We start from the raw sequence: 16028 nt of genomic DNA on the forward strand, positions 1-16028 counted from the left end.
GATGAGCACTGTCCCTGCCAGCAGCAACGCCCGTACCGAGAGCACAGCCACCGCCTACTTCGAGGCCTGGACCACCGGCGACGTCGACACCGCGCTGAAGTACGTCGCCCCCGACGTGCTGGCCCTCACGCCGAACGGCCGGATCGAGGGCGCCGAGGCATTCCGTGGGTTCGTCGGCAACTTCACCTCGCGCATCACCCGGATCGAACTGCTGAAGCTCGTCGCGGACGACGAGAGCGCGGTGCTGTTCTACGAGAGCGACACCGACGCCTCCCAGGGCGCGCTGGCCGCGGAGTACCTGACCGTCCAGGACGGCCTGATCACCGTGGCCCGCTACGCCTTCGACCGGCTGCCCTTTGTCCAGGCTGCCCAGGCCCAGCAGACTCAAGCCCAGCAGACCCAAGCCCAGCAGGCTCAAGCCCAGTAGATCGAGCAGGCCATCTAGTCACCAACACCGCAAGATGTAACAATTTGTCGCGTGAATGCGACGAAGCGTGCACTGATCGTCCGGGGCGGCTGGGAAGGCCATCAGCCCGTCGCCGCCACCGACCTCTTCATCCCTTTCCTCGAATCGTCCGGCTACCACGTCCAGATCGAGGACAAGCCGGCCGTCTACGCCGACGAGGACACCATGAGCAGCATCGATCTGGTGCTGCAGTGCGTCACCATGGCGTCCATCGAGCGGGACGAGGTGCAGGGCCTGCGGAAGGCGGTGGCGGCGGGCACCGGCCTGGCCGGCTGGCACGGCGGGATCGCCGATTCCTACCGCGGCTCGGCCGACTACGTGCAGTTGGTCGGCGGGCTCTTCGCCTGTCATCCAGGTAAGGAGCCGGAAAGCAGGGTCGGCGGGGAGACCGACAACTTCATCCCGCACCGCATCGACATTCTCGCCACCGAGCATCCCGTGACCACCGGCCTGAAGTCGTTCGACCTGGTCACCGAGCAGTACTGGGTGATGACCGACTCCTACAACCAGGTGCTGGCCACGACCACGGTGGCAGCCCAGTCCTGGAACGAGTGGTCCAGCCCGATCACCAGCCCGGCCGTCTGGACTCGGCAATGGGGGGCCGGCCGGGTGTTCGTGGCCACGCCCGGTCATTCGCCCGACGTGCTTCGGACTCCGCAGGTCAAGACCATCGTCGAGAGGGGCATGCAGTGGGCGAGCCGGTGAAGGACCTGCGGATCGGGGTGATCGGGGCCGGAGCGATCAGCGGCCAGTATTCGCGCACGCTGCTGCGGCTTGCGCATTTGCCGGTGACCGCCGTCGCCGACCTGAATCCGGACCGGGCCCGGGCTCTGGCCGGTCAGCATCCGGGCGCCCGGGTCGACAGCCTGCAGCGCCTGCTGGAAGCCGATGACGTGGATCTGGTTCTGAACCTCACCATTCCGGCGGTGCACGGCGAAATCGCCCTGGCGGCCACGCGAGCGGGTAAGCACGTTTACGGCGAGAAGCCGCTGGCCCTCACCGTGGAAGAAGGCCGGGCGGTGATCACTTCAGCACAGGACGCTGGGGTCCTGGTCGGATGCGCGCCGGACACAGTGCTGGGCACGGGTATCCAGACGGCTCGTGCTCTGCTCGACGCCGGCCGGATCGGAGCGCCGGTCGCGGCAACGGCTTTCATGACGACGCCGGGCCACGAGCGCTGGCACCCGGACCCGGAGTTCCTTTACCGGCCGGGTGGCGGTCCACTGTTCGACATGGGGCCCTACTACCTGACGTCGCTGGTGCATCTGCTGGGTCCGGTGGCGAGCGTGACCGGGGTGTCCGCCCGGCCTACCTCGTCTCGGGTGATCGGTAGCGGCCCGCGTGCGGGAACGGGTTTCGACGTGGAGGTGGACACCCACGTCACCGGGCTGCTCGTGCACGCGTCGGGTGCGGTGTCCACTCTGATGATGAGCTTCGACATCTGGGCGGCTCAGCTTCCGCGGATCGAGGTCTACGGTTCTTCGGGCAGCCTGTCGGTGCCGGACCCGAACAACTTCTCCGGCGATGTGGAGATTTTCACGTCGGAGAGCCCGGAGTGGCAGAAGGTCGAGCCGAGCGCCGGGTACGCGGACGGCGGCCGGGGGATCGGGATCGCCGATCTGGCCCAGGCCCTGGCCTCGGGTGGTGCCCAGCGGGTTTCTGGAGGACTGGCGCTGCATGTGCTCGACGTGATGGAGACCCTGCTGCTGGCCGCCCAGGAAGGCCGGACCCTCCCGATCACCACCCCGGCCGAGCGGCCCGATCCGGTGAGCGGGATCGTCTCCCATTGAGTAAGACTGTGCAGGTACCTCGTCGCCCCTGACGGATCAACCTGCACAGATCAATGGGAGAACAATGCCCTTCACGGTTTCCGCCTACGCCGCCCGGTCCGCGACCGAGCCGCTCGCGCCGTACCAGGTCGAGCGCCGGGACGTCGGCGAGCTCGATGTCCGGATCGACATCAAATTCTCCGGTATCTGCCACTCCGACATCCACACGGCCCGCAGCGAATGGGGTGCCTCGAACTATCCGGTGGTGGTCGGGCACGAAATCGCCGGAGTTGTCGCCGAAGTCGGTTCTGGGGTGACCAAGTTCGCGGTGGGCGACCGGGTCGGTGTCGGCTGCATGGTCGACTCCTGCCGCGAGTGCGAGAGCTGCCGGGCCGGCAACGAGCAGTACTGCAGCAAGGGAAACACCGGCACCTACAACAGCATCGACGCTGAGGGCAAGGTCACCCAGGGCGGCTACGCCCAGGCGATCGTGGTCACCGAGGATTTCGTCCTGCGCATTCCGGACAGTCTGGAGCTGGACGTAGCGGCGCCGCTGCTGTGCGCCGGGATCACCAGCTACTCGCCGTTGCGGCACTGGAACGCGGGCCCGGGCAAGAAGGTCGCGGTGATCGGCCTGGGCGGTCTCGGCCACATGGCGGTCCAGCTGGCGCACGCGATGGGGGCCGAGGTCACAGTGCTCTCGCAGTCGCTGAAGAAGCAGGAGGACGGCCTGAAGCTGGGCGCCACGCACTACTACGCCACCTCCGACCCGGAGACGTTCCAGCAGCTGGGTTCCACGTTCGACCTGATCGTCAACACGGTCAGCGCGAAGCTGGACATGGGCGCCTACCTGGCCCTGCTCAAGGTCGACGGCACGCTGGTCAACGTCGGGGCGCCGGACGAACCGCTCGAGCTGAACGCCTTCGCGCTGATCACGGGCCGCCGCTCCTGGGCCGGCTCGAACATCGGTGGGATCGCCGAGACCCAGGAGATGCTCGACTTCTGCGCCGAGCACCGGCTCGGCTCCGAGATCGAGGTGATCCCGGCCGGGAAGATCAACGAGGCCTACGAGCGGGTGCTGGCCTCCGACGTCCGCTACCGGTTCGTGATCGACACCAGCACGCTGTAACACCATGATCCTGTAAAGCGGCACAGCCTTTCCTTGTACTTTCGCAGTTGTCTGATTGAGTACAGGGGTGGCTGACTCCCGAGTGAAACCCTGGTCCCGACGGCTCGCGGCCGGTCTCCTGGTCCTCGGCGTATCCGGATGCGGATCCGAGAACGCCGACCAGGAACCGGCTGCTACCGATTCGCCCCAGGAGACTCAGGCAACCCAGGGAGCTGAGGCGACCACACCGTCCTCTGGTTCTGAGATCGACTTGGGAAGTCCGGAAGAGATCGCTACTGGCATCGAAGTCCCTTGGGGCGTCGCGTTCTTGCCGGACGGTACCGCGCTGGTAGCGGAACGGGACTCGGCGCGGATCCTGCAGATTCCCGCGAACGGCACCGGCTCGGAGCCGGTCTACGAAGTCCCCGGAGTCGACGCGGCCGGTGAAGGCGGGCTGCTCGGTCTTGCGGTCTCGCCCGATTATGCCTCGGACGAAACGGTGTACGCGTACTATACGGCCGCCGACGACAACCGCATCGTGCGTTTCCAGCTGGACGGCGGCAGGCCCGAGGTGATCTTCGAAGGCATCGCGAAGAACTCGTACCACAACGGCGGGCGCATTGCCTTCGGCCCGGACGGCCTGCTCTACGTCGGAACCGGTGATGCCGGTGACACTTCCACCTCGCAGAACCAGGATAGCGTCAACGGCAAGATTCTTCGGCTGACTCCGGACGGTGATCCGGCGCCGGGCAATCCGGAGAACGATTCACCTGTCTACAGTTCTGGCCATCGTAACGTTCAGGGCCTGGCCTGGGACAGCGAAGACCGGCTGTTCGCGGCCGAGTTCGGGCAGAACGAGCTGGACGAGATCAACCTGATCGAGCCAGGCAAGAACTACGGCTGGCCCGAGGTCGAGGGCGAAGGCGACACCGAGGACGGACGTTTCACCAATCCGCTGGTCACCTGGCCGACCGATCAGGCCTCGCCGTCCGGTATCGCGATCGCCGGGAACACCTTGTACGTGGCGGCGTTGCGCGGTGAACGACTGTGGACGGTTCCGCTCGCGGACGGGGAAACCGGCGAGCCGGTCGCGCAGTTCGAGGGAAACTACGGACGGCTGCGCACGGTTGAGGTGGCCCCGGACGGTGCGTTGTGGCTGACTACCTCGAACACCGACGGACGTGGGGACGTCCAGGACGCCGACGATCGCATCCTGCGGTTCACCCCGATCGGGTAGGAACAGAAGAGATCAGGCGCCGGCCCGGCGGTCGTGCCGGTGCTTGGCCTGGGCGTGCGCCTTGGTGATCAGCTCCTGCAGTGCCAGCTCGGTGCCGGCGCTCGGGTTCTTGACCGCGATCCAGCCCAGGGTGCCGTAGCTGGGGTGGGCGAAGAACACGTCGTCGGTGGCGCTCAGCGGCTCCAGATCGCCAGGCGCAGCTTTCGGGTCCCTGCCGATCCGGGCGACGAACTCTTCCGTTCCCACGTGCAGGTTCACCCGGAACGCCTCGGGCCGGTCCAGGCCTGAGGGCGGCTCGTCCGGGTAGTCCTTGGTGACGATCGTGGTGAACGGCTGGGCGGCTGCACCGTCCGAGCCGTCCGGTGCGTAGGTGAAGAAGCGGTCGCCCCAGGCGATCTCCGGAGTGCCGTCGCCCTCGCTGGGCCGCAGGGTCTGGACGCCGCCGAGCGCCTCGATGAATGCGGTGATCTCGTCAACGGTCATACCGGTCAGCCTGTCACAGGCTGCTAGCGTCGGGCCCGTGCTGCAGACCTTCCCCTTTCAGGCCGTGCTCTTCGACTGCGACGGCGTGCTGGTCGATTCGGAGCAGATCACCAACGGCGTGCTCCGGCAGATGCTGCACGAGCTGGGCTGGCCGATCAGCGCGGTGGAGTGTTTCGGCCGGTTCGTCGGCCGTTCGCTCAAGGACGAGTTCGGCGTGATCGAGGAGAACACCGGGTTCCGGCCCGACCTGGACTGGCTCGCCGAGTTCCGCCGCCGTCGCGACGCCGAGCTGGCGATCAGCCTGGAGGAGATCCCAGGGGCCGGGGCCGCCGCCCGCGAGCTGTCGGCCGTCCTCGAGGGCAAGGTGGCCTGCGCCAGCGGGGCCGACCGGGGCAAGGTCGAGATGCAGCTGGCCCGGGTGGAGCTGCTCGACCTGTTCGCCGGCAAGGTCTTCAGCGGTGAGGAGATGCCCCGCAGCAAGCCCGCGCCCGACGTGTACCTGGCGGCCGCAGCAGCCCTGGAGGTGGATCCGGCCCGCTCGGCGGTGATCGAGGACACGATCTCCGGTACCCAGGCCGGGGTGGCGGCCGGGGCCACGGTGTTCGGGTACTGCCCGCCCGACAGCCTCTCCCACAGCAAACCGGAATGGCTGCTCGAGGCCGGTGCCCGGGAGATCTTCACCAGCATGAACGAGCTGCCCGAGATGCTGCGAGAATACTCCGGTGAATGAGCACGCTGAGGTCGATCCGGACATCCAGGCCTGGCTGAAGCAGGCCGGCCTGCCCCAGGGCACGGTGCGCAAGGTGACCATGCGCGGCAACCCGGTGCTGCACGCCCCCTGCCAGGAGATCACCGAGTTCGGCGCCGACCTGCATCAGCTGGTGGCCGACATGTTCGCCAGCATGGAGTCCGCCAACGGGGTGGGCCTGGCCGCCAACCAGATCGGCGTCGGCCAGCGGGTGTTCGTGTACCACTGCCCGGACGCGAACGACGAGTTCCAGACCGGCGCGATCGTCAACCCGGTGCTGCGGCCGGTGCCCGGGCAGGCCCTGCGTCCCCCGGTGGAGGACGAGGAGGGTTGCCTGTCGGTGCCCGGGGAGTACGCGCCGCTGGCCCGGGCCGGGGTGGCCGAGGTCGAGGGGCAGGACATCAACGGCAAGCCGCTGCGGGTGCGCGGCGACGGTGTGCTGGCCCGCTGCCTGCAGCACGAGACCGACCACCTGAACGGCCTGCTCTACGTGGACCGGCTGGCCGGCCCCGAGCTCAGCCGGGTGCTGAAGTCGCTGGACGAGCGCGTCCGTAAGGGCGAACTGCCGGAGTGGTCCGAGGGCGCCTGAGCAGGTGGTGGTCGCCCTCGTCGTTGCTCTCGGCGCGGTCTGCCAGGTGCTCTCCGGCACCGGCTTCGCCCTGGTCGTCTCACCGCTGGTGATGGTGACCCTGGGCCACGAGGCCGGGCTGCGGACGGTGCTGATCCTTTCCGCGGTGCTCAACCTGTCGGTGATCGCCCGGATGCCGAACCAGGTCCGCCCGCGTGACGCCCTGGCCCTGCTGCTCCCGGCCGCGCTCGTGATCGCGCCGATGATGCTGGTCAGCGACCTGTTGCGGGGTGCCACGCTGAACGTGGTGGCCGGCCTGTCGATTCTGGCCGCCACGGCGGCGAGCGCGGCGGGCCGGCCCTTGCCGTTCTACGAGCGCCGGGGTGGGGCGATCATCGCCGGGGGAGTGAGCGGTTCGCTGAACGTGCTGGCCGGGGCCTCGGGCCCGCCGGTGGCCCTTTTCGCGATGAGCCGCCGCTGGCCCCCGACCGAGATGAGCGCCACGCTGCAGGCCTTCTCGCTGCCGTTGAACCTGCTCACGCTGGCTGCGGTCGGGCTGCCGAGCGCTTCCGAATGGGGCGAGATGGGCTGGGCTGCGGTGGGACTGGTGGCCGGGCTGGCCGTCTCGCTGCCCTTCATCCACCGGGTCTCCGCCGGGCTGGTGCGGCGGGTGACCCTGGGGATCGCCGTGCTCGGGGGCCTGACCTTGCTCAGCACCGCGTTCTCCTGAGAACCCATGCTCTCCTAAGAGCACCCGCTCTCCTGGGGGCACTGTACTCACATGGCAACCGGGGGTGTCTTATTGCCGTGGGCAACCTAGGGTCCACCCCATGGCTGGGCATTCCGAACGGCATGGTCCGGGGGTCCCGAAAGAGCTGGACCGGTACCTGGTTCCGAGCGAGCAGATCGTGTTCCTGCTGCGCAGGCACTGGGTGGTCCTCGCCGAGCCCTTCATCACCACGATGCTCGGGCTGGTGCTGCTGGCGGTGGTCAGCGCCCGGGTGGAGGACACCTTCGAGACCATCCTGACCGTGCTGTGGCTGCTGCTGCTGTGCCGGCTGATCATCGTGGCCTGGGAATGGTGGCTGGAGCTGGTGGTGGCCACCGACAAACGGCTGATGCTGGTGCACGGCATCATCACCCGCCAGGTCGACATCATGCCGATGTCCAAGGTCACCGACATGCGCTACGACCGCACGGTGACCGGGCAGATCTTCGGCTACGGCAAGTTCGTGATGGAGTCGGCCGGTCAGGACCAGGCGCTCAGCACGATCAACTACATCCCCGACTCCGACCTGCACTACCAGCAGATCTCCCAGCTGATCTTCGCACCGGGGGAGCCACGGCTGATGCAGCGCAGCGGGAGCGGCAGTTCGCGGGTCCCGGTCAGCGAGCCCGAGCAGGCCTGGTGGCGTCGCAAGAACTAGCACCGGGTGGCACGCCGGAAGAACGGGCATCCCCTGCGAGTTGAAGGCCTTCACATCGCGATCTAGGTTGCTAGCGGGTGCCTAGAGGAAGAGTGAGGTCGATCGTGAAGCTGGGGTACAAGGCGTCGGCGGAGCAGTTCGCACCGGCTGAACTGGCGGATTTCGCTGTTCAGGCCGAGGACCAGGGACTGGACTCGGTGTGGATCTCGGACCATTTCCAGCCTTGGCGGCACGTGGACGGGCACGCCCCGTCAGCGTTGGTGTGGCTGCCCTGGGTGGCCGCCCGCACCTCCCGGGTCCAGCTCGGCACCAGCGTGCTCACCCCGACCCTGCGCTACAACCCGGCGGTGATCGCCCAGGCGTTCGCCACCCTGGGCTGTCTGGCGCCCGGGCGGGCGATCCTGGGCATCGGCACTGGTGAGGCGCTGAACGAAAGTGCTGTGGGAGTGAACTTTCCCGAGCCCAAGGAGCGCTTCGCCCGCCTTCGCGAGGCGGTGCGGCTGATCAAGCTGCTTTGGGACGAGGAGCGCGTCACCTTCGAGGGGGACTACTACCGACTCCACGACGCAACCGTGTACGACCGTCCGGAGCAGCGGGTGCCGATCTACATCGCCGGCGGTGGCCCGGGCGTGACCAAGTACGCCGGGCGGGCGGGGGACGGCTACATCTGCACCTCGGGCAAGGGCATGGACCTGTACTCCGAGACGCTGCTGCCGGCCCTGCGCGAGGGTCTGGAGGCCTCGCAGCGGACCGAGGCGGACATCGACAAGACCATCGAGATCAAGCTGTCGTTCGACGAGGACCCGGCCCGGGCGCTGGAGAACACCCGGTTCTGGGCCCCGCTGTCGCTCTCCCCGGAGCAGAAGGCCTCGGTGCACGACCCGGTCGAGATGGCCCGGCTGGCCGACGAACTGCCGATCGAGCAGGTGGCCAAGCGCTGGATCGTGGCCTCGGAACCGGAGCAGGTGGTCTCCGCGGTGAAGAACTACGTCGACGCCGGGTTCACCCATCTGGTGTTCCACGGCCCGGGCCAGGACCAGTCCCGGTTCCTGACCCAGTTCACCCAGGACGTCGTCCCCGCGCTGCGTTCGATCTGACCAGACCTGCGTTCGATCTGATCAGACCGGACAGCGCGGGATCGACGGACCGGCTCAGATCTCCAGGTTGCGCTCCAGGTTGGCCAGCTTGTGCCGGGCCATCGCCAGGTTCGAGCGCTGCTTGTCCAGCGCCAGGTACAGGAACAGGCCGGCCCCCGACTTGTCGGTGATCAGGCGGATCAGGTGGTACTGGGTGTCCAGCGTGATCAGGATGTCCTCGATGTTCTCGCGCAGGCGCAGGGCGTCCATGGTGCGCAGCTTGGCCCGGACCACCTCGGTGTTACCGGCCGCGGCAACCTCGAGGTTCAGGGTGTTGCCGCCGGCCTGGCCGAGGGTCATGCCGCTGGTGTGGTCCACGAGCGCGACGCCGACGGCGCCGTCGATCTGCATGGCTTCCTTGAGAACGGTGTCGATGTTGGACAACGTGTCTTCCTTCCGGCCGCGGTGGCGCTGGTGGAGCAGGAGAGACGTCCCGGGTCTCGGGACGCCCAGCCGATCGGTCCGGCTGCGTGGTAACGCTCTGAGATGTTTCTCGGCGGACACCGTGAGTAGCTGATCGGCCATCCGAGCGTAGTGGCGACGGATTGTGCCCAGTGCCGGACCGCCGGTGAGATCGCTGGCGTCCGGGGTGCGGAAAATGCGGCAAATCGTTCGAACGTGTGTTCGATCTGGCGTAGAATGAGAGCAGGTCGTGGCGCTCTAGCGGCAGGAGTCGTAGATGTCCGAGATCAAGACCTCGCTTCCGTCGATCATCCAGTTCATCAGCACCCCGGGCGCGCAGCGGGGGCGAGTGCCGGCGCAGTTGCGCGCGATGTACGAAGACCCCACCCGGCACCCCTGGCGTTACTACGACCCGATCGTGACGGCCGTCGTCAAAGGTCTGCGCACCGGCGAACTGCCCGCCGAACGGCAGAAGATCGAGCGGCTGCGTACCGAACTCGACCTGGCCGTGGTCCGCTCGCAGGAGCGCGAGGAGTCGGACCGGCGCTGCCGCGGGCAATCGGTGCACTACGCCGAAATCGCTGCGGGCATGCTCAAGGTTCGCCGTAGGGTCGGCCCGCTGCGGGTTTTCGGTGCTCCGTCGGGAGTCTGGCGGCACCGGGATCTACGGGTCGGCGTCACGCCGCATCTGCTGGTCGAACGGCGCGGCGGGGTGCAGGAGGTCTGGTTCCTGCACCTGAAGGCCACCCGGCTCAGTCAGTCCACGGCCGACGGCGCGCTGGTCATCATGGGTGAGGCGATGCGCTCGGTGGGCTGCGACGCAGTGCCGCGGATCGTCGATGTCCGTTCCGGTTCGGTGGGTTTCGCCCTGAACCGCACGCGGGACCTGCCGATGCTCACCGCCTACGCCCGCTCGGAGGCCGAAGCCTTCGCCAGTCTGTGGGAGGCCAGAGCCAAAGCCGCAGCCTGAGCCCGGCAAAGACCCGGCCTCGCTCCCCGTCGAAAGGGGAGCGAGGCCGGTAGTTCTCTGGACTGGGTCAGGCCTGCTCGACCAGTTCGGCCTCGACCACCACGGCCTTGGGCCTGCGCACGAACAGCGCCAGCACCACCGCCGCGGCCGAGATGATCCCGCCCCACAGCAGCGCCGCGTGCACCCCGTCGGCCACGCTGGTCAGCGGGTCCACCCCGTCGTTCAGCGAGGCCGTGGAGGTGCGGGTCATCACCGTCACGAACAGCGCCGTGCCGGCCGCGCCCGCCACCTGCTGCACCGTGCCCACGATCGCGCTGCCGTGCGAGTACAGCGCGTGCGGCAGCGAGCCCAGGGCGCTGGTCAGCAACGGGGTGAACATGAAGGCCAGGCCCACGCTCAGCACTACGTGGGCGGCGATCACGGTGCCCCGGCCGGTGTTGATGTCGAACGTGGTCATGCCCCACAGCGCGATGCTGGCCACCAGGGCGCCCGGCGCCACCAGCGGCTGCGGGCCGTACTTGTCGAACAGCCCGCCGACCAGCGGGGCCAGCAGACCCATGGTCAGCCCGCCCGGCAGCAGCATCAGGCCGGTGACCAGGGTGGACAGGCCCAGTGCGGTCTGCAGGTAGATCGGCAGCAGGATCAGCGTGCCGAACAGCGCCATCATGCTCACCGCGACCAGCAGCACCGCCATCGAGAAGGTCGGCGTGGCGAAGGCCCGCAGGTCCAGCAGCGCCCGGCTCTTCAGGCTGAGCTGCCGGGCGATGAACACCGTCAGCGCCGCCGCCCCGATCACCAGCGGGATCCAGACCGGCACCGGGGTGTGGCCCGAGGCCGACTCACCGATGCTGCTCAGACCGTAGATCAGCCCACCGAAGGCGAGCGCCGAGAGCACCACCGAGAGCACGTCCAGCGGCGAGGCCTTCGGATCGGTCACGTTGCGCACCATCGCCGCGCCGGTCACCAGCGCGATCAGCGCGATCGGCATCACCAGCCAGAACATCCAGCGCCAGGTCAGCTGGTCCAGCACCACGCCGGAGATGGTCGGGCCGATCGCCGGGGCGACCGAGATCACGATCGAGACCACACCCATCATCTGGCCCCGCTTCTGCGGTGCCACGATGTTCAGGATCGTGGTCATCAGCAGCGGCATCATCAGCGCGGTACCCACCGCCTGGACCACCCGGCCGGCCACCAGCACCCCGAACACCGGGGCCAGCGCACAGATCAGCGTGCCCACCGTGAAGCTGCCCATCGCCAGCACGAACACCGCACGCAACGGCAGCCGGGTCAGCAGCCAGCCGCTGACCGGGATCACGATCGCCATGGTCAGCAGGAACGCCGTGGTCAGCCACTGCGCGGTGGTGGCCTGGACGCTGAACTCCTTCATCAGGTCGGGCAGCGCGACGCCCATGATCGTCTCGTTCAGGATCACCACGAACGCGGCGCCGGTCAGCAGCGCGATCAGCGGGCCGGTGCGCACGCCCGCCACGCTGTTCACCTCGCCGGCGCCTGCTGAAGTGTTGATCGTCGACTCGGTGCTCAATCCCGGACCCTTCGTGTTGTCCCCGTGCGGCTGTGAGCCAGTATGGCAGTGGCTGCCAACGCGGCACAGGGTGAACCCATTCCTCTAGAGTGTTCGCCGTGTCGAACGACAACGGGGAAACACCACCACTGCGCGACCGCCGGCGGGCCCAGACCGAGCAGGAGATCGGCGAGGTCGCGCTCACCCTGTTCGAGAAACAGGGCATCGACGGCACCACCGTGGACGAGATCGCCCGGCTGGCCGGGGTCTCGCCGCGCACCTTCTTCCGCTACTTCGCCACCAAGGAGCGCGCCGCCCTGGTGCAGCACCGTGACCTGGAGGACCGGGTCGAGAGCATGGTCGCGACCATGCACCCGCACGGGTCGCTGCTGCCCCAGCTGGAGGCCGTCTGGGTGGAGGTGCTCACCGCCTTCGACAACGGCCGTAGCGAACCCGGCCGCCAGCTGCTGCGGGTGCGCCGGCTGATGCGCACCGAGCCCACCCTGCGCACCACCGCGAACAGCCTGGACGCCGAGCGCCTGGAAGCCCTGGTCGCCCGGCTGACCCGGCTCACCGGCCACGACGACGAGCTCGACGCCCGGGTGCTGGTCGAGACCGTCGGCGCCACGGTCCGGGTCGCCCTCGACAGCTGGGCCGAGGCCCACGAGGCGGGCCATCCGGTGGACCTGCTGGAGACCTATCAGCGCTGCCGCGGTGTGATGCACGACGCGGTGCGGGCCGAACCGGTCGGCTAGGTGCCACGCTGAGCACGTGGCTAACCGCGAAGAGCAGTTCTGGGATCTGGCCGGGCGGCACCTGATCCGCTACGGCGGCACCTTCACCCCACGCATCATCGAGCGCGCGGCCGGTTCCTACGTCTGGGACTCCGAGGGCCGGCGCATCCTCGACTTCACCTCCGGGCAGATGAGCGCCGTTCTCGGGCACAGCCATCCGGACGTGGTCCGGGCGGTCTCGGAGTCGGTCGGCAACCTGGCGCACCTCTACTCGGGCATGCTCAGCCGCCCGGTCGTGGAGTTCGGCGCCCGGCTCGCTGCCTCACTGCCCGACCCGCTGGAACGCGTTCTGCTGCTGACCACCGGCGCGGAGTCGAACGAGGCCGCGATCAAGATGGCCAAGCTCGCCACCGGCCGCTACGAGGTGGTGGCGTTCGACCGGTCCTGGCACGGGATGACGTCCGGCGCCGCAGCCGCCACCTTCTCGGCCGGCCGCCGGGGTTACGGCCCGACGATTCCGGGCAGTCTGACCCTGCCCACCCCCAACGCCTACCGCTCACCCTTCCGCAACGCCGACGGCACGTACGACTGGGAGGCCGAGCTGGCCTACGGTTTCGGCCTGATCGACCAGCAGAGCTCCGGCGCGCTCGCGGCCTGCATCCTCGAGCCGATCCTGTCTTCCGGCGGGATCATCGAGCTGCCCCTGGGCTATCTGGCCCGGCTGAAGCAGTACTGCGCCGAGCGCGGGATGCTGCTGATCCTCGACGAGGCCCAGACCGGGCTGGGACGCACCGGCACGATGTACGCCTTCGAGCGTGACGGCGTGACCCCGGACATCATCACGCTGTCCAAGACCCTCGGCGCCGGTCTGCCCGTGGCCGCGGTGGTGACTTCCGCTGCCATCGAAGAGGCCTGCCACGAGAACGGTTTCCTGTTCTACACCACGCACGTGTCCGACCCGCTGGCCGCGACCGTGGCGCTCACGGTGATGAACGTGATCGAGCGCGACGGCCTGGTGCAGCGCTCGGCGGAACTTGGGAAGCTGCTCCGGGAAAGGCTTCTGGACCTGCGCGAGCGTTACGAAGAGGTGGCCGACGTGCGCGGCCGGGGGCTGCTGCAGGGCGTCGAACTCGTCAGCGACGAGTTGGGCGCGAGGGTCACCCAGGCCTGCCTGGAGGGTGGTCTGCACATGAACATCGTGCAACTGCCGGGCATGGGCGGGATCTTCCGGATCGCGCCGCCGCTGACCATCGCCGAAAGCGACTTGCAGGCCGGTCTCGACATCCTGGAGATCGCGATCAGAACCTCTCGAGAAAATGGGTGACGGGTAGGCGGCCGTTCTTTCGACGCTCACCTTCCGCACCGCTCGGGTCGACCGAAACGAAAACGGACGTCCCCGCGTCCCAAATGTTTTCGGTCTCCTGAGCGGTGGGGGAGAGGGCGGCATCGTCCTTGTTCGCCACGGCGATGTTCCGGCTCAGCACGGCCGAGGCGGTGGGTAGGTAGAAGCCGGTGACGTCATTGCCGAAGGCGGTGTTCCCGGTGAGTTCGGGACTGCCGGAATTGCCTTCTTCGTTGAACCCGATCCCGGAATTGTCCCAGGCTGAATTGCCGCTCAGCACGTGCGCGACCTTCAGTTCGGTACCCCCACCGCCGAGGGTGAAACCGTTACCGTTGCGGAACGACCAACTCTCCCGCACCGCAACCGGACTGGTGAATCCGCCGAGATCCACGCCGTCCTTGTCGTTGTCGTAGGTGCGCACGCCCCGAACCTGATTACCCAGGCCGTCGCCGTACATGATGCCCAGGCCGCCGTGGCCGCCCGAGAAATCGCTGTCCACCACCTCGTTGCGCGACGTTCCTTCGCCGCGCAGCAGCAGACCCAGGCCGGCATTGTTCCGGGCCACCAGGCGCCGGAAGTCGTTGTCGTTGCAGGAATCGCACACATAGGCATGGCTCGGCGCGTTGCGGAACTCCAGTGAGCGCACCGTCCAGAAATCCCCGGTCTGCGTGATTCCCCATTCTTCCGACGGGATTCCGCCGAAATCGATCACCGGGATCTCGTCGCGATAGGCGCTGAGAGTGATTCGCTGCCTCTCGGTGCCCGACGTCCTGATCTCGATCGGCTCCGAAGGACGGTAGGTTCCACCCCGCATCGCAATCGTCTGCCCTGGTTCTATTTCTGCGGCAGCCTTGTTCAAGCTGGCGAACGGGTCGCTGCGCGTGCCGGCCGCATCGTCCGAACCGTTCGGGGCAACGTAGAAGTCGGCTGCTGCCACGCCGACGTAACTGCGCGATGCAGGAGGTTTCGTTGTGGAAGTCGGGGGCACGGAGAGAGAAACGGCTTCAGGGGTAGGACTTCGAATGATGGACGGGGGTGGCGCCGTGGGCAGCGGGGCGATGCTTTGGGCTGGTGGCGGGGGAGCGGAACCTGTCCAAAGGGGGTAGGTGATGCCGCCCAGGGTGATGACTGCCGCGCCGCCGACGACAACCGCCTTCCCGGTCAAGCTCTGCATCACCGCCGAAACCGGTCCCAGGGGAGTAGCTTCGGTGCCGGTCTGCAGCATGCCGCTGAGCTTGGCCAGCAGTGCCGCAGGAACGGTGATCAGCGCGACACCCTGCAGCAACGCCTCCGGCCGAACCAGATCGCGAGAGTACTGGCGGCACTGAGTACAGTCCCGGGTGTGCCGGGCCAGGCGCTTACGCCAACGGGAATCAACCTGCCCGTCCCAGCCCTTCACCAGCTTGCCCAGATCCGGGCAGCGAGGCACGGCCGAGAGCGCTCGTAGCACCGCCCGGCTGCCGTCCAGACGTTCCCGCATCCGCTGCAGACGCACGGCGGCGTGCTGCGGCGAGGTCTCCAGCGCGGCGGCCAGCTCGGCCCGGCTGAGCTCCCCGGCCACTTCCTGCCACCACAGCGAAAAGATCTGCCGATCGTTCGGTTCCAGCCAGCGCGCCGCCTCGGCCAGTTCGCGCCGCTGCCCCTTCAGCGCCAGCTCGGTCACCGTGCGCTCGGCGAAGTCGGCGCCCGGATCGGCCACGTCGGTGAAGTCGGGCTCGCGCGGGCCGGGCAGCCGCAGCAGATTGCGGTAGCGCCGCCGGTAGTGCTCCTGCAGACGGCGGTAGGCGATGGTCACCGCCCAGGACCGGAACCGCCCCGCCTCCCGCAGCTCCGGCAGGCCGTGGATGATGCCGACCATGGTGTCCTGCACCAGGTCGTCCACATCGCTGCTGCCCTTCAGGGACCGGCCCACGATGTTGTAGATCAGCGGAAGGCACGCCTCGACGAGCTGTTCCAGCGCCGCCCGGTCACCGGCCTGGGCCTCGCGGACCAGCTGGGCCTGCCGAGCCGGTTCAGGGCTGTGAGCCAGTTCAGGGCTGTGAGTCGGTTCAGGGCTCTGAGCCGGGCTGAGACCAGTGCCACCCGCGCCATCCATGATTCGCGCCCTTCGACC

At 68.1% G+C, this 16028-nt stretch carries 17 protein-coding genes; 13 read left to right on the top strand and 4 right to left on the bottom strand.

Annotated elements, in window-relative coordinates:
* Position 1 precedes the first annotated feature (1 nt).
* The 5 genes from LR394_RS25540 to LR394_RS25560 all read left to right on the top strand — a co-directional run bounded on the left by LR394_RS25540 (position 2) and on the right by LR394_RS25560 (position 4580).
* Positions 2-427: a nuclear transport factor 2 family protein gene (locus tag LR394_RS25540; protein WP_231446660.1), complete on the top strand. Its 426-nt coding sequence runs from the start codon at positions 2-4 to the stop codon at positions 425-427.
* Positions 428-478: 51 nt separating this feature from the next.
* The gene (locus LR394_RS25545) at positions 479-1171 is read left to right on the top strand and encodes a ThuA domain-containing protein (protein WP_231446661.1); all 693 of its coding nucleotides are present in this window, start codon (positions 479-481) and stop codon (positions 1169-1171) included.
* A complete protein-coding gene (locus tag LR394_RS25550; protein ID WP_231446663.1) occupies positions 1156-2256 on the top strand; it encodes a Gfo/Idh/MocA family protein in 1101 nt (366 codons plus the stop codon). The genes LR394_RS25545 and LR394_RS25550 overlap by 16 nt, the downstream gene beginning before the upstream one ends.
* Positions 2257-2320: 64 nt before the next feature.
* Positions 2321-3364, top strand: a complete 1044-nt coding sequence (locus tag LR394_RS25555; protein WP_231446665.1) for an NAD(P)-dependent alcohol dehydrogenase — start codon at positions 2321-2323, stop codon at positions 3362-3364.
* Positions 3365-3482: 118 nt separating this feature from the next.
* Entirely contained in the window at positions 3483-4580 is a 1098-nt protein-coding gene (locus LR394_RS25560) for a PQQ-dependent sugar dehydrogenase (RefSeq protein WP_407937127.1), read from the top strand.
* 12 nt (positions 4581-4592) lie between these two features.
* Here LR394_RS25560 and LR394_RS25565 read toward each other — a convergent pair whose 3' ends face one another.
* Positions 4593-5063: a DUF6194 family protein gene (locus LR394_RS25565; protein ID WP_231446670.1), complete on the bottom strand. Its 471-nt coding sequence runs from the start codon at positions 5061-5063 to the stop codon at positions 4593-4595.
* 40 nt (positions 5064-5103) lie between these two features.
* Between LR394_RS25565 and LR394_RS25570 the strand changes: the two genes are divergently transcribed.
* The 5 genes from LR394_RS25570 (at position 5104) to fgd (ending at position 8903) form a co-directional block, all read left to right on the top strand.
* A complete protein-coding gene (locus LR394_RS25570; protein WP_269329786.1) occupies positions 5104-5793 on the top strand; it encodes an HAD family hydrolase in 690 nt (229 codons plus the stop codon).
* Positions 5786-6400: a peptide deformylase gene (gene def, locus LR394_RS25575; protein ID WP_231446674.1), complete on the top strand. Its 615-nt coding sequence runs from the start codon at positions 5786-5788 to the stop codon at positions 6398-6400. Before LR394_RS25570 ends, def begins: the two co-directional genes overlap by 8 nt.
* A gap of 4 nt (positions 6401-6404) precedes the next feature.
* Positions 6405-7109 (top strand): TSUP family transporter, encoded by a 705-nt coding sequence (locus tag LR394_RS25580; RefSeq protein ID WP_231446676.1) that lies wholly within the window; start codon positions 6405-6407, stop codon positions 7107-7109.
* Between the two features lie 100 nt (positions 7110-7209).
* Positions 7210-7806: a PH domain-containing protein gene (locus tag LR394_RS25585; protein ID WP_231446677.1), complete on the top strand. Its 597-nt coding sequence runs from the start codon at positions 7210-7212 to the stop codon at positions 7804-7806.
* A gap of 101 nt (positions 7807-7907) precedes the next feature.
* Positions 7908-8903, top strand: coding sequence for a glucose-6-phosphate dehydrogenase (coenzyme-F420) (gene fgd, locus LR394_RS25590; RefSeq protein WP_407937128.1), 996 nt, complete (start codon positions 7908-7910; stop codon positions 8901-8903).
* 54 nt (positions 8904-8957) lie between these two features.
* Here the strand turns inward: fgd and LR394_RS25595 are convergent, their stop codons facing one another.
* A complete protein-coding gene (locus LR394_RS25595; protein WP_407937129.1) occupies positions 8958-9293 on the bottom strand; it encodes a hypothetical protein in 336 nt (111 codons plus the stop codon).
* A gap of 328 nt (positions 9294-9621) precedes the next feature.
* Between LR394_RS25595 and LR394_RS25600 the strand changes: the two genes are divergently transcribed.
* Positions 9622-10314: a hypothetical protein gene (locus LR394_RS25600; RefSeq protein WP_231446682.1), complete on the top strand. Its 693-nt coding sequence runs from the start codon at positions 9622-9624 to the stop codon at positions 10312-10314.
* A gap of 67 nt (positions 10315-10381) precedes the next feature.
* Here the strand turns inward: LR394_RS25600 and LR394_RS25605 are convergent, their stop codons facing one another.
* Entirely contained in the window at positions 10382-11860 is a 1479-nt protein-coding gene (locus LR394_RS25605; RefSeq protein WP_231446685.1) for an MDR family MFS transporter, read from the bottom strand.
* 98 nt (positions 11861-11958) lie between these two features.
* On the opposite strand from LR394_RS25605, the gene LR394_RS25610 reads away from it, so the two are divergent.
* Positions 11959-12594: a TetR/AcrR family transcriptional regulator gene (locus tag LR394_RS25610; RefSeq protein ID WP_231446686.1), complete on the top strand. Its 636-nt coding sequence runs from the start codon at positions 11959-11961 to the stop codon at positions 12592-12594.
* A gap of 16 nt (positions 12595-12610) precedes the next feature.
* Entirely contained in the window at positions 12611-13897 is a 1287-nt protein-coding gene (locus LR394_RS25615) for an aspartate aminotransferase family protein (RefSeq protein WP_231446688.1), read from the top strand.
* Here LR394_RS25615 and LR394_RS25620 read toward each other — a convergent pair.
* The gene (locus LR394_RS25620) at positions 13872-16010 is read right to left on the bottom strand and encodes a sigma-70 family RNA polymerase sigma factor (RefSeq protein ID WP_231446690.1); all 2139 of its coding nucleotides are present in this window, start codon (positions 16008-16010) and stop codon (positions 13872-13874) included. The genes LR394_RS25615 and LR394_RS25620 overlap by 26 nt on opposite strands.
* Positions 16011-16028 lie beyond the last annotated feature (18 nt).

The sequence above is a fragment of the Kineosporia babensis genome, assembly GCF_021129305.1.
GTDB lineage: Bacteria > Actinomycetota > Actinomycetes > Actinomycetales > Kineosporiaceae > Kineosporia > Kineosporia babensis.

Coding starts and splice junctions, on each gene's coding strand:
- LR394_RS25540 (WP_231446660.1), top strand. CDS start 2: ATGAGCACTGTCCCTGCCAGCAGCAACGCCCGTACCGAGAGCACAGCC.
- LR394_RS25555 (WP_231446665.1), top strand. CDS start 2,321: ATGCCCTTCACGGTTTCCGCCTACGCCGCCCGGTCCGCGACCGAGCCG.
- LR394_RS25565 (WP_231446670.1), bottom strand. CDS start 5,063: ATGACCGTTGACGAGATCACCGCATTCATCGAGGCGCTCGGCGGCGTC.
- LR394_RS25585 (WP_231446677.1), top strand. CDS start 7,210: ATGGCTGGGCATTCCGAACGGCATGGTCCGGGGGTCCCGAAAGAGCTG.
- LR394_RS25595 (WP_407937129.1), bottom strand. CDS start 9,293: ATGCAGATCGACGGCGCCGTCGGCGTCGCGCTCGTGGACCACACCAGC.
- LR394_RS25600 (WP_231446682.1), top strand. CDS start 9,622: ATGTCCGAGATCAAGACCTCGCTTCCGTCGATCATCCAGTTCATCAGC.
- LR394_RS25620 (WP_231446690.1), bottom strand. CDS start 16,010: ATGGATGGCGCGGGTGGCACTGGTCTCAGCCCGGCTCAGAGCCCTGAA.